Here is a 14,263-nt window from a genome sequence, read left to right as displayed (position 1 = left end):
TAAAACGTTTAACTAATTAACATTCTGTGAGAATATTGTGATAATTCACCATACCCAACCACTAAACATATTTTAAGTTAATTTTATAGTTACTTTAGTTTTTTTATAACATTTTTTATACATCACCTATTGTATTAACATTTTTATTCAATTTTTATGAAAGTAAAATTACTCGATTGGCTCAGCAAAATTTTGCTCCCAAAAAGAAATTTGTCCTATCTGCCCAAGTATGCATTGGCATTTGCCCTGCTTGGTAGTATTAACGGATGGTCTCAATGTTCTCCTGCTATCGCTGGAGTAAGTAACATTACATCTACATCTGCAAAGATCAACTGGAATGCCGTTGCAGTATCGCCTGCACCAACGTATACCCTGGAAGTGTACACCGACGCAGAATTTACAGGCCCTGCTTTTGGCACCTACCCGACAGTTGCAGGAAACAGTTATGCCCTAACCAGTTTAGTTGCTGGCACAACCTACTATTTCCGTATTAAATCAAATAATTCTGCCTGTGCAGATTATTCATCAGGATCGTTTGTTGCTCAAATCAGCTTTACACCACTTGATGTAACAGGGTTTAATTTTGATGTCATCGCAAACGGAACAGGAGGAGCTATTTCTTCAACAACAAACTCTGTAGATAGCAACACTAGTGCAAGTGCTGACTTTGCTTATCTGTCAAGAGACTACAAACTTAACAGCTCTGACAGTGATTCTGCTTATGGCTTACCGGTTAACAGAAGCCTTACAAGCCCTACTTCGGCTGAGCTTAAATACATCTTACAGGATTATTCTGCGAATAATTCTTTAAGGCTATCTGCTTCAAATGACTCAGGAACATTAACATTAACCCAGCCTGCTGCACTTACCAATGTTTATTTAGCAGTTGCATCCGGTGACGGAGGTTCTACAATTGATGCAGAAATTCAATTTGCAGATGGTACTTTTCAAACAGTAACAGGTTTACCCGCTACAAACTGGGATGATCCTGCTCCTACTTCTCCAATACCTTCTCCTGCTATAATTACCCAAATTGGAAGGGTAAAAAGAGCAACAGGTGTTGCCGGTTCAGGTAATTTTAAAATTTTTCAGTTAACATTAAATATTGAACTTGCAAACCAGACTAAACTGGTTAACGCAATTAAAATTACTAAAACTACAGCTAACGCAATAGAATCTAAGATACCTAACATATTCGCAGTTTCCGGTAAGCTACTAAGTGCATGTCCGTCAATAGCTTCAGCTAGTACAACAACAAACTCAGGAACTTCGGGAACTCTAAACTGGGTGCTTGGTGCCAACGGTACAGGCGGATCTACGATTACGTATACAGTAGAAGTTTACACAGACGAAACTTACACAACTCATGTTACAGGTTCACCATTTACAGGTTTAACAACCCCAACTCAACAAGTAACAGGCCTTACAATTGACACACCGTACTATTACAGAATTAAAGCCAACAACGGCACATGTGATTCTGACTACATTACAGGAACACTTAGGCTTGCGTACTGCATACCTACAACATCGTCAACTTCAAATAACATCACCAATTTTACAACAACAGGCGGGTATACTAATATTTCAAATAGCGCAACACCAGCTGCCGCTTATACAAACTTCAGCAACCTTTCTGTATCAAAACCGGCTGGTACTTCTTTCAACTTTAACGGCACACGAAGCAGCACAAGTACCAAAATGGCTATTTACGTAGACTGGAATGGCGACCTTGACTTTGATGATGCAGGCGAAACTATTGTAAACATAGGAGGCGGCACTACATACTCCGGTGTGATCACTATACCTGCCGGAACAGCTATTGGCAGCTACAGGTTAAGATTAAGATCTACTTCTACTTCATACAACCTTACTCCCTGCGGTAATATCTTTAGCGGAGAAACAGAAGATTATACGTTACAAGTAGTTGCGCCGCCGGCAGATTGTACTACACCCGATGCTCCAACATTGGTTCTTAGCGGTGTAACTACATCAAATATAACCGGTACAGTAACTCCGGCTGCAACAGCACCAACAGGATACGTATTAATCAGAAGTACATCTCCAACATTATCAGCAGCTCCGGCAACAGGCGCACAGTATGCCGCAGGCGGCATACTAGGCGGTGGAGATATTCTTGCTGTATCAGCTACACTTACAACATTTACAGAATTTGTAGCTCCTAACACACACTATTATTATTTTGTTTATCCATATAACGAAAATGGCATTGAGTGTTTCGGCCCGAAATATGGAACCCCTGCAACAGCAGATGCAACAACTTGTGCAATAGCTGCAAAAAATGCCGGGGCTAGTGACATAACAGATGACTCTGCAAGACTAAACTGGCATACTATTGTTGGTACAGGCGGTACACCAGCTAACTATACTGTAGAAGTATACAAAGATGCTGCACTAACAAACCTGTTAGGTTCTTACCCGTCTACTACAAACAATCATGCATTAACGGGACTTACTAACGGCGCTACTTACTACTACCGTGTAAAAGGCTCAACTGCCCTTTGTTCTTCTGACGCATGGTCTGCTACCGAAAGCTTCACTACAAGAAACAGCTATTCACCTCTTAGCGTTACCGGTTATAACGCCGACGTTATTGCTAACGGAACAGGTATTGCAAGAGTATCTACAACCAATGCAGTAGATGCAGTTAGTAACAGCTATATAGCACGTGATTACGAAAATGTTAGCGGAACGGTTGCTACAATCGGCCTTCCTATCAACAGAATATTAACAAGTGGTGCAATTTCCGACCTTAAATTTTTATTAGCTGATTATTCCGGAAATAATGCATTAAGACTACCTGCTCAGGATCAAACAGGTACATTAACTCTTGTACAGCCACAAAAACTAAGCAATGTTTACCTTTCTGTTACTTCAGGAAGCGGCGGCTCCACAATCTCTGCTGAAATAAACTTCCAGGATGGAAGTGTACAGCCTGCAACAAGCATTACACTTATAGACTGGTATGCAGGTGCATCAGGCACACAACCGGCACTTATATCTAATATAGGCCGTGCAAACAGGGAAAACACAACCGGCGGTATAGATCCGGGCAACTCAAAAGTATTCTATGTTACAATTCCTGTAACAGCAGAAAACCAGACAAAACTTGTATCTTCAGTAATAATCAAAAAAACGTCTACAGGACTTTTAGAGCCCGTGCCTAATATCTTTGGTATATCAGGGCAGCTAATCGATGAGTGCCCAACTTTAACTGCTGCGACTTCTACATCGGCAGTACAGACAGCAACCATCAACTGGACCAACAGTGCTACAGCACCTGCTTCAACTTCTTATACTTTAGAAGTATACACAGATGCAGCATACACTACACCAATTACAGGTTCCCCTTTCACAGGGATTACCACGACAACTCACGCGCTTAGTGGTTTAACTCCGGCAACAACATATTATTTTAGAGTAAAAGGTATAAACAGCGTTTGTAGTTCTGCTTATGTGAGCAACAGCTTTACAACAGACTGTTTAGCCCCTGCAGCACCAACAGCAGCAGCTCAGACAAAATGTGGCCCGGTTACAGTAGGAAATCTTACCGTTACTGGCGCAACAGGCGCAACATTCAACTGGTATACAGCAGAAACCGGAGGTACTGCACTGGCAGCTACCGCTGCTGTAAACAGCAATACGTATTATGTTTCACAAACAGTAAATACCTGCGAAGGCCCAAGGGTTTCGGTTGCAGTGACTGTAAACACAGTTCTTGCTCCTACAGCAGCTGCACAAACAGTTTGCCTGGATACAACATTTGCAGAGCTTGATGTAACAACTGTTACCGGAGCAACGTTAACATGGTCTGCTACTGAAGGCGGAGCAGCTATACCGGCAGCAACAGCTGTTGCTACGGGTACTTATTTTGTAACACAAACAGTTGGAGACTGTACAAGCCCGGCTACATCTGTAGCTTTGGCAACTACCACAGTTGCAGCTCCTACTGCAACGGCACAAACACATTGTACAGGTATAACATTCACTAATCTTACCGTTACAGGTGCTACTGGCGCAACATTTACATGGTCAGCTACAGAAGATGGCCCTGCAATTACACCAACTACGGTTGTAACACAAGGAATCTATTTTGTAACACAAACAGTTGGCACATGTACAAGTGATGCTACATCTGTAGCTGTTACGATAAACACTACACCTGTTCCAACAGCAACTGAGCAAACCTATTGTATCGGCGCTACTGTAAACAATCTTGTCGTATCGGGAGTGACAGGTGGCACATTTACATGGTCTTTAACGCAAGACGGAACAGCATTAGAAGCCACTACCCCACTTGCCTCAGGCACATATTTTGTAAAACAAACCCTTAACGGATGTGTAAGCACCTCTGTTCCGGTGGCTGTTACAATTAACTCTACTCCGGCACCTGCTGCTACTCCAACGCAAACGTTTTGTACTGGTGAAACTGTAGAAAACCTAACTGCTACAATTGCAACCGGTGCTACATTTAAATGGTCGGCTACAGAAGACGGAGACGCATTAGAACCGACTACCGAATTAGTATCAGGAACATACTACGTTACGCAAACATTAAACACATGTGAAAGTACTGCGACACCTGTAACGGTTGTTGTAAACAGTACAGCTGCTCCGGTGGCTTCTTCACAATCTTTCTGTATAGGTGATACTGCAGCGCAACTTACTGCAACTACATTACCGGGCGCAACAGTTGTATGGTCTGCTACAGAAGGTGGTGCTGAACTGGCTGAAGACACGCTTCTTGAGACAGGCACTTATTATGTTACACAAACACTTAACGATTGTGTGAGTACTGCTACACCGGTATCAGTTATTGTAAACTCAACACCTGCTCCACAAGCTTCAGCGCAAGCATATTGTGTTGGCGCAACAGTTGAAGACCTTATAGCTATCAACGCTACAGGCGCAACAGTTAAATGGTTCTCTACCTTAGGCGGTACTGTTCTTTCTCAGGACACTGCTCTTGAAAGTGGAACATATTATGTTACACAAACGCTTAACCTTTGCGAAAGTACTGCTACAGAAGTTCAGGTAACAATCAATACAGTTGCACCTCCAACAGCAAATGCGCAAACATTCTGTGATGGAACTACAGCCGAAGAACTTTCTGCTACAGCATTAGAAGATGCTACACTTGTGTGGTCTGCTACCGAAGGCGGAGCTGCAATTTCAGAAAACACAGTTCTTGTTTCAGGTACTTATTATGTTACACAAACTGTTGGCGACTGCACAAGTACAGCTACACAGGTAACAGTAACTATAAACGAAGTTCCTAACGCACCATCCGGGTCTGCTACACAAACATTTGAACAAGGCAATACTATTGCAGATCTTTCAATAGATACTATTACAGGAGCCACTGTTAAATGGTATGTTTTACAAGATGATGTTTACACTTTGGCCGACACAGATACAGTTTTAGAAGATGGCGCTACCTATTATGTAACCCAGACTACTACAACTTGTGAAAGTGACTACTTAGAAATAACTGTTAGTGCTCTTGTAGGAAGGGATACATTTAAATTTAAGAACCTTTCTGTTTATCCTAACCCAACTAAAGATGTTATAACTGTTTCAAACAGTAGTGCAATATCTAAAGTAACAGTGGTAAACCTGCTTGGCCAGACTATTATTGAGCAAAATGCAAACACCGATACTGTACAGGTTAATCTTTCAAATATTGCCGCAGGAACATACATCCTACAGGTAAATGCAGAAGGTGCCTCTACAAGTGTAAAAGTTATTAAACACTAATACATTTTAATTTTAGGTGATTGAGGCTGCCCGTTAAGGGCAGCCTTTTTTTTATATACATCAATATTAACATATTAACAAGCTTATTAACAAATTCAGGCTTTATTTTAACAAGCATAAAAGAAATACAACACCGAGCCCTTATTTTAAAAAATTCATGTTAATAAATTTATAAATTGTTAGATTTTTCTTATTCGACAAACTGTAAAATTCTGACGATTAACGTAATAATGAATTAGCTAAGTTTATAAAACCAACCAATTTAATTTTTATTTAACATGAAAAAATTTATTTATGCAGGCTTTTTAGGCCTTAGTTTCTTAAGTGCAAATGCACAATTATTAAATCAGGCTACTGTTCAGGGTACAAGCGGCGGGCTAAATGCCGGTATTAGCAGCGGTGCTTACGTTGAGAACACGTATTTCGGTTATCAGGCAGGTAAATCAGGCGCAACGTACAGTACAAAAAACACTTTCATAGGCCACAACTCAGGACCTGCAAATACTGATGGTAATTACAATACGTTTGCAGGTGCAAATACAGGACTGAAAAATACCACCGGACAGGGTAATACATTTTTAGGAGCTACTTCAGGAGGAAGTAATACAACAGGAGGAATTAACACATTTGTAGGAGCTAATGCCGGTACTGGGGTTACAACCGGGCAAATGAATACTTTTATTGGTGCACATGCAGGAGACTTTAACGGCAATAGCGAAAAAAACACATTTATCGGTGCACTTGCAGGAGAAGAATCGATTGGCGACTCTAATATTTTTATAGGTATTGATTCAGGATGGCAGTCTAAAGGATCTGGAAACATCTTCTTAGGCAACCATGCAGGATTTGGCGAGGTTACAGATAACACCCTTATAATAGAAGATTATGATTTATGGATGCCTGCACCACTTCTGAAAGGCGACTTTGCTACCGGAAAAGTAGGTATCGCAGTTAATAACTTCCCAACTACAGCTGGGTCTGTGGATGTATCAAACTATAAATTTTTTGTTCAGGGAGGTATTCTTGCAGAAGAAATCCGTGTAGCTACAACCTGGGCAGATTATGTATTCGAAGACAATTATAAGCTACCAACGCTTAAAGAATTAGAGCAGCATATTACAGACAAAGGACACCTTATAAATGTTCCATCTGCCAAAGAAGTAGAAGAAAACGGAATCTCTCTTGGTGAAATAGCAAAAATTCAACAGGAAAAAATCGAAGAGCTTACATTATACATTATCGAACAGAATAAGGTAAATGAAAAACAAGCTGAAGAGATTAGAGAATTGAAAGAGATGTTTATGAACTTCTCGGCTAAAAAATAATAAAACAACAGTATTATGAGAAAATTATTAATTGCAATAACCTTCATTCTCGGTGCTGTTAACCTGCACGCCCAGGCATGTGCAGCTAACGTCAATCTTTTAACATTTGAAACCGGCTCACCAGTTGTTCATCAGGCATCTGTAACGGTAGTAACGGCATCAAATTACGGTGTACCCGGAGGATATGACAGCACGCTGAGAGCCGGCGAACTTGTAGAGCTTAAAGATGGTTCGTATATTAAATCCGGATCGACTTTTCTTGCAGAAATAGGACCTTGTACCAAATCGAAGAAGCAATCAACAAACAGTGCTGATAATTTCGGACTTACAGCTTATCCTAATCCTGTGATATCAACCCTGAATCTTTCAGTTAATAATCTGGAGATCTCTAAAGTCACAGTAACAACACTTGACGGAAAAGTTATTCTATCCAAAGATTCGAACGATGAGTACGCTTTACAATTAAATTTTGAAAATTATCCTTCAGGCATATACCTTCTTACGGTCAATACCAGCGACGGAAATATCTTCCAGGAAAAAATTGTAAAAGAATAAATTTAAAAGCCCTGTAATACAGGGCTTTTTCTTGCTTTATATTTTTCAATAAACGTAGCTTGCTCTGTCTATTCCCAAAGCTACGCTTTGAAAACAAAAACGCGGTAAAAACACTTAGAGCAAGCTCTGCGTTTTAAAGAATAATCACCAGAGGAATTGGCTACGCCCATCCCCAAAGCTCCGCTTTGAAAATAAAAACCACGATAAAAACACTTAGAGCGGGCTCTGCGTTTTAAAGAATATAATCACCGAAGGGATTGGCTACGCCCATCCCCAAAGCTCCGCTTTGAAATAAAAACCACGATAAAAACACTTAGAGCGAGCTCTGCGTTTTTACCGTGGTTTTTTATTTATTCGTGACCTCAGAGGGATTCGAACCCCCAACCGCTGGAGCCGAAATCCAGTGCTCTATCCAGTTGAGCCATGAGGCCAGTTTTATTTTAAACTATTATATTATCGGATTTTTTGATCTCTTTCTAAGCGTCAAAAAATCCAACAATATAACTATCAATTTATGATAATGATTTTTTCACTACTGTCGAAATAGTTTTACCATCGGCACTACCGGCAAGCTCTTTAGAAGCAATACCCATTACTTTGCCCATGTCTGTCATTCCTGCAAAACCATTGTCAGCAATAATTTTCTTTACTACAGCTTCTACTTCTTCTTCAGTTAACTGTGCCGGAAGAAATTTTTCAATAACTGCTGCCTGCTCAAGTTCCGGATCTGCAAGATCCTGACGACCTTGCTCTAGATATATATTTGCGCTGTCTTTACGCTGTTTTACTAGCCTTTGAAGTAGTTTTATCTCGTCTTCCTGAGAAAGTTCTGCTGCTGCACCATTCTCTGTCTGCGCAAGCAATAAAGCCGACTTGACAGCTCTTAATGATTCAAGTGTAACAGTATCTTTAGCTTTCATGGCAGTTTTGATGCCTTCCATGATATCGGTTTGTAAACTCATAGTATTATTTATTATGCATGCGAAGATAAAAAAATAACCCGAAAATACTAGAATATTTTCGGGTCAAAGGTTCACATTTGGGTTAGTTAATCTACATTGTCATGCAGGAACGAGTTGTTAGAACGCAACTGTAAGTCGTCGTTGCTATCTGTTCCTAAAGACAAGCGCGATTTGCTATTGTCTACACGGGAATCGTTAAGGTCGATACCCATTCTTTTGTAAGCAGGTTCTCTTTCAAATTCATCTACCCTTGAAGAACTGTTGTGGAATTTATGATTAAACTCCTTCATCTTTCTTCTTCTTTCTTCAGCCCTTAAACGAAGTGTTTCCTCGATTGTCATTTCCATTGGTGAAACTTCCTCGTTAGCAGGAGTAAACTTAGGTGTCTCCGGCTGAGGAGCAGTTTTCATTGTAAGGTTAAGCTCAGGTGCAATTGGCTCTTCAACCTTTGCAGCGGGCTTAGACTGTAATAATTCATTCTCTTTTTCAAGATACTCTTCAAGAGAATATCTCACTATACCAGATTCGTTAACCTCTGTAACCGGTATTACCTGTACAGGCTCAACTACTTTAATATCGCGTGTTTCGTCGCTAAGGCTAAAGAACATTTTCTCTTCTTTACGCACATTATCTGTAGACAGGTCAAAAGAGAACATAAATTGTTCTTCTTCTTTTTTCGCTGCTACAACGAACTCAGGTTCAAAAACCTCAATTTCCCTTACGTCTCTAATTTCAGTATACGCAGTAGCTGCTGCTACCGGTGCTGCGACAACAGGTGCCGGTGCTTGCACACGAACAGGTTCCGGCGCTACTATCTCAAAAAACACGTCAAGGTTATTGATGTATTCTGAAGAAGGAAGCTCAGCTTCTACCACTTCAGCTATCGGCTTTTTTTCCTCTACCTCCTCCTCAAGCGAAAAAACGATCTTTTCTTCAACAACAGGTTCAGGCTTGGTTTCTGCTTTTGGCTGTTCTGCAGGAGCAGAAAGATCAAAGGCAACCATAGGGTTGTGCGTAAGGTTATGAACAAGTTTTTGTCCTTCCTCAAGCGCATGTATTATTTTTTTAGGCTCTGTATTTACAATTTCGTTTTGCTGCTCTATATTAAAGCCCGTAGCGATAATAGTTACAGCAACTGCATCTCCAAGAGACTCATCTTCACCAACACCCATAATGATATTAGCATTATGACCTGCTTCAGACTGGATGTGATCATTGATCTCACCAATTTCATCAATAGTGATCTCGTTGGTTCCCGAAACAACAAGTAACAATACGTTTTTAGCGCCTGTAATCTTGTTGTCGTTTAATAGTGGAGAATCCAAAGCTTCAACAATAGCTTCTTTAGCACGGTTATCGCCCGACGCAATAGCCGATCCCATTATTGCAGTACCACTGTTAGATAGTACCGTTTTGGCATCCTTAAGGTCAATATTTTGTGTGTAGTGGTGCGTAATAACTTCAGCAATACCCCTTGAGGCAGTTGCTAACACTTCATCCGCTTTAGAGAACCCTGCTTTAAAGCCAAGGTTACCATACACTTCACGTAGTTTATTATTGTTGATAACGATTAAAGAGTCAACTTGTTTTCTAAGCCTTTCCACACCCGATAGTGCCTGCTCAGAACGTACCTTACCTTCAAACTGGAAAGGAATGGTAACAATACCTACCGTAAGAATATCTCTTTCTTTGGCAAGCTGTGCAATTACAGGAGCCGCACCGGTACCGGTACCACCGCCCATACCTGCCGTGATGAAAATCATCTTGGTATTGGTATCCAGCATTTTCTCAATATCATCTATACTCTCTAAAGCAGACTGTTGTCCTACTTCAGGGTTTGCTCCTGCACCAAGGCCTTCGGTAAGTCCGATACCCAGCTGTATTTTGTTTGGCACAGGGCTATTTTGCAAAGCCTGTGAATCTGTATTGCACACAATAAAATCAACACCTTTGATTCCCTGCTTAAACATGTGGTTTATCGCGTTGCTACCGCCTCCACCAACACCAATTACCTTGATCACGTTTGACTGATTTTTGGGTAAATCAAACGAAATGCTTCCAAATTCTGAGTTGCTCATCATATCAATCGGGTTTTATTCTGCGTTATCTAAAAAATCTTTAATCTTGTCAATGTATTTGTCAAAAAATGACCTCTTTACTCTTTTCTCTGTAGACTCTTCTACTTTCCGTACCTGTTGTTGTACCGCTACTGTCTCCAGCTCCTCTTCGTGCACTTCTGCTACAGGTTCGGGAATAACTACTGCCTGTACTACCGGTTGCCTGTATACAGGCTGTTCTACCGGTTTTTGCAATTCTACCAGCGGTGTTGCGCTTTGGGTGTTGTTGCGAAGGCTATTCATTACAAGTCCTACTGCTGTTGCATATAACGGGCTTGATATCTCTTCGTCAGAGTTGCCTGCCAGGTGCTCGTTAGGGTAGCCTATCCTGGTGTCCATACCTGTAATGTATTCTACCAGTTGTTTGATGTGCTTTAACTGAGCACCGCCGCCTGTTAATACAATGCCGGCTATAAGTTTCTTGCGTGGATCTTCGTGCCCGTAAGCCTTGATCTCTGCAAACAACTGCTCGATAATCTCTACCACGCGGGCATGGATAATTTTAGACAGGTTTTTAAGCGAAATTTCTTTGGGCTCGCGTCCGCGTAATCCGGGAATAGAAACAATCTCGTTGTCTTTATTTTCACCCGGCCATGCAGATCCGAATTTCACCTTAAGCAATTCTGCCTGTTTTTCTATAATAGAACATCCTTCTTTGATGTCGTCTGTAATAACATTACCTCCAAAAGGTATAACTGCCGTATGGCGAATGATACCATCTTTAAAGATTGCAAGGTCTGTTGTACCACCACCTATATCGATAAGTGCTACACCTGCTTCTTTTTCTTCCTGGCTTAATACTGCATCTGCAGAAGCCAGAGGCTCTAAGGTTAAACCTGAAAGATCAAGGCCCGAACTTTTTATGCATCGCCCTACATTACGGATGGATGATGCCTGACCTACAACAACATGGAAACTGCTTTCCAGCCTGCCACCATACATACCGATAGGTTCTTTTATTTCGTTCTGACCGTCAATTTTAAATTCCTGCGGCAATACGTGGATGATCTCTTCCCCCGGAAGCATTGCCAGTTTGTGCACCTGGTTAATAAGCAAATCAATATCCGCATCACCTATCACTTCTTCAGGATTATTCCTGCTGATATAGTCACTGTGCTGAATACTGCGTATATGCTGGCCGGCAATACCTACCACCACATCGTTTATTTTATATCCGCTATCCGTTTCAGCTTCTACTATAGCTTGCTGAATAGACTGTATCGTCTGTGTAATGTTATTAACAACACCTCTGGCCACACCAAGGCTTTTGGATTTTCCAACACCTAGTATCTCCAGTTTTCCATACTCATTTTTCCTGCCTATCATCGCGACAATCTTCGTTGTCCCGATATCTAAACCTACTGCAATGCTGTCTTTTTCCATAACCCCTATTTTTTGGTGCACACAACCTGTTGTGTAAATTTCAGATTTATTGTTTTGTACTGATCTATCAGTGTATCTTTTACCGCATCCTGGAGGAATGCCTTATAATTATTAAATTTTTTCTCTATGTTTACCGGACTCCCAAAAACAATCTCGTAACCATAGTTTCTTGTCTTCATCCTGAGGCTGCCCGTAGACTTAACCTCCAGCCCTATAATATTCTTTTTAAGGAAGCCATCATCGTTGATGTAGTTAAGCAGTTTATTAAGCTTTTGCTTATCTATGCTATCTACCTCGCCTGTTACCAGAGGCACCCTTGCTGTATAACTTTCTGATAAGGGCATTTTACTACCTTTCTGATCTATATAAAACGAATTGCTCCCCTGAAAAATTCTGGCAATAGGCTTTCGTTGCGAAATTATCGCCTTCAATTTCCCATCTACCGTAGCGTAAACCTCTGCCTTGTCAATCATTGGGTTTTTGTCAAGGGATTTTTCCACGCTATTCAAATCTAATTTATCTTTTCGGATGCTTTTTATACTCCCGAAATTTTGTATCAACAAGTTATTAACTTTCTCGTGCGTAATAAAGTCCTCAGCCTCTGCAAATTCAATATCAGCCTCTTTTAGCAACCTGTTTTCATTACGTTTTGATGTAAAAGAATACAGGAAAATCACGACGCCGAAAATCAGCACCAATCTTATGTTATTCCAGTTAGTTTTTTTCATCTAAAACCTTCTTAATTTCCGGTACCATCTCACCAATATCACCCGCTCCGATGGTTATTATAACCGTAGCATCCGACATCTTTAAAAACGGAAGCAGATCGGTTTTTGAAACCAGTTTTTTGTTCGGGTTCTCTATCTTTTCCAACAGCCATTTAGAAGTTATTCCTTCCATCGGCAGTTCGCGTGCCGGATAAATATCCAGCAACACTATGTTCTCAAAAGCAGACAGGCTTTTTGCAAACCCATCGGCAAAATCTTTTGTGCGGCTAAAAAGGTGCGGCTGAAACACAGCCAACACTTTTTCATTAGGGTACAACTCTGTAACCGCCTGGTGTACCGCGTTTATTTCTGTTGGATGATGCGCATAATCATCTATGTACACCAACCCTTGTTTTTTAATCTGGTATGAAAACCTTCTTTTAACCCCTTTAAAGGTCTCCAGTGCCTTTCTTATATCGTCAGACGGAACTCCGTATGTTTTTGCCATAGCGAATGCTAAAAGCGCATTGGTAAGGTTATGATGACCCGGTAATGCAAATTTTAGATCGGTAATCGTTTCATGAGGTGTAACCACGTCAAATACATACCATCCGTTTTCAATACGGATGTTTACAGCAGAGAACTCACCCTCGCCTACTCCTACAGTAACCCCTTCTAACGGAAGGCCGTTGGTAACAAACAAATTCCTTTTATCCTCTACCTTATCTGCAAACTCCCTGAACGATGCCTCTATCGAAGCTGTATCGCCATAAATATCCAAATGGTCAGCATCCATAGACGTTACGCAGGCAATATTCGGATGCAGGTGAAGAAACGAACGATCAAACTCATCTGCCTCAACAACCGTTATTGTTTTACCGCTACCAATAAGGTTAGAATTGTAGTTTTCTACAATACCACCCAAAAAGGCTGTAACATCAAGTCCGCTTTCGTACAGTACGTGTCCCAAAATGCTCGACGTAGTTGTTTTACCATGTGTACCTGCCACTGCAAAACAGTAGGTGTCTTTGGTAATAATACCCAATACTTCCGCACGTTTTTTAACTACAAATCCGTTTTGCAGGAAGTAGTTCCATTGCAGGTGATTTTTAGGCACCGCAGGTGTTATTACCACCAGCGTATTTTCTTTATTCAGAAACGGCAGCGCAATAAGCTCTACCTTATCATCAAAATGGATCGCTATACCCTCCGCCTTTAGTTCATCTGTAAGCTGCGTTGGTGTTTTGTCATAACCGGCTACATTCTTGCCTATAAATTTAAAATAGCGGGCAAGGGCACTCATTCCAATGCCTCCAATACCTACAAAATAGACGTTATGTATCTGGTTTAAATCCATTCTTCTTTTCAAGTTTCTTAGGTGCTTAGTTTCCTAGAATCATAGGTTTCTAAAAGCTCCTTCTAATATTATTATTGTT

General features: G+C 40.9%; 8 protein-coding genes and 1 tRNA gene. 3 read left to right on the top strand and 6 right to left on the bottom strand.

Translation table 11 applies throughout. The features are described from left to right. Positions 1–234: 234 nt before the first annotated feature. From ALW18_12885 to ALW18_12875, 3 genes are all read left to right on the top strand, one after another. A complete protein-coding gene (locus ALW18_12885; GenBank protein ID AOE53339.1) occupies positions 235–5,778 on the top strand; it encodes a hypothetical protein in 5,544 nt (1,847 codons plus the stop codon). Positions 5,779–6,056: 278 nt separating this feature from the next. Further along, the gene (locus tag ALW18_12880; protein ID AOE53338.1) at positions 6,057–7,103 is read left to right on the top strand and encodes a hypothetical protein; all 1,047 of its coding nucleotides are present in this window, start codon (positions 6,057–6,059) and stop codon (positions 7,101–7,103) included. 15 nt (positions 7,104–7,118) lie between these two features. Further along, on the top strand, positions 7,119–7,658 hold the full coding sequence (locus ALW18_12875) for a hypothetical protein (GenBank protein AOE53337.1): 540 nt from the start codon (positions 7,119–7,121) through the stop codon (positions 7,656–7,658). 354 nt (positions 7,659–8,012) lie between these two features. On the opposite strand, the gene ALW18_12870 is transcribed toward ALW18_12875, so the two are convergent. The 6 genes from ALW18_12870 to ALW18_12845 all read right to left on the bottom strand — a co-directional run bounded on the left by ALW18_12870 (position 8,013) and on the right by ALW18_12845 (position 14,184). Next, positions 8,013–8,089: transfer RNA gene (locus tag ALW18_12870), tRNA-Arg, on the bottom strand. Between the two features lie 81 nt (positions 8,090–8,170). Beyond that, on the bottom strand, positions 8,171–8,620 hold the full coding sequence (locus tag ALW18_12865) for a glutamyl-tRNA amidotransferase (protein ID AOE53336.1): 450 nt from the start codon (positions 8,618–8,620) through the stop codon (positions 8,171–8,173). Between the two features lie 86 nt (positions 8,621–8,706). After that, positions 8,707–10,701: a cell division protein FtsZ gene (locus ALW18_12860; GenBank protein AOE53335.1), complete on the bottom strand. Its 1,995-nt coding sequence runs from the start codon at positions 10,699–10,701 to the stop codon at positions 8,707–8,709. A gap of 12 nt (positions 10,702–10,713) precedes the next feature. Next, complete coding sequence (locus ALW18_12855) at positions 10,714–12,120, bottom strand: cell division protein FtsA (protein ID AOE53334.1); 1,407 nt, start codon at positions 12,118–12,120, stop codon at positions 10,714–10,716. Positions 12,121–12,125: 5 nt separating this feature from the next. Then, entirely contained in the window at positions 12,126–12,848 is a 723-nt protein-coding gene (locus ALW18_12850; protein ID AOE53333.1) for a cell division protein FtsQ, read from the bottom strand. Then, positions 12,835–14,184, bottom strand: a complete 1,350-nt coding sequence (locus ALW18_12845) for a UDP-N-acetylmuramate--alanine ligase (GenBank protein AOE53332.1) — start codon at positions 14,182–14,184, stop codon at positions 12,835–12,837. Before ALW18_12845 ends, ALW18_12850 begins: the two co-directional genes overlap by 14 nt. Positions 14,185–14,263 lie beyond the last annotated feature (79 nt).

This window comes from Flavobacterium psychrophilum (assembly GCA_001708385.1).
In the GTDB taxonomy this organism is placed as follows: Bacteria; Bacteroidota; Bacteroidia; order Flavobacteriales; family Flavobacteriaceae; genus Flavobacterium; species Flavobacterium psychrophilum_A.
The sequence above is the reverse complement of the archived record's forward strand: the minus strand, read 5'-3'. Positions and strand labels throughout refer to the sequence as shown.

What these genes read in the sequence shown, in the direction of transcription:
- ALW18_12880 (AOE53338.1), top strand. Translation starts at nt 6,057, where the DNA reads ATGAAAAAATTTATTTATGCAGGCTTTTTAGGCCTTAGTTTCTTAAGT.
- ALW18_12875 (AOE53337.1), top strand. Translation starts at nt 7,119, where the DNA reads ATGAGAAAATTATTAATTGCAATAACCTTCATTCTCGGTGCTGTTAAC.
- ALW18_12865 (AOE53336.1), bottom strand. Translation starts at nt 8,620, where the DNA reads ATGAGTTTACAAACCGATATCATGGAAGGCATCAAAACTGCCATGAAA.
- ALW18_12860 (AOE53335.1), bottom strand. Translation starts at nt 10,701, where the DNA reads ATGATGAGCAACTCAGAATTTGGAAGCATTTCGTTTGATTTACCCAAA.
- ALW18_12855 (AOE53334.1), bottom strand. Translation starts at nt 12,120, where the DNA reads ATGGAAAAAGACAGCATTGCAGTAGGTTTAGATATCGGGACAACGAAG.
- ALW18_12850 (AOE53333.1), bottom strand. Translation starts at nt 12,848, where the DNA reads ATGAAAAAAACTAACTGGAATAACATAAGATTGGTGCTGATTTTCGGC.
- ALW18_12845 (AOE53332.1), bottom strand. Translation starts at nt 14,184, where the DNA reads ATGGATTTAAACCAGATACATAACGTCTATTTTGTAGGTATTGGAGGC.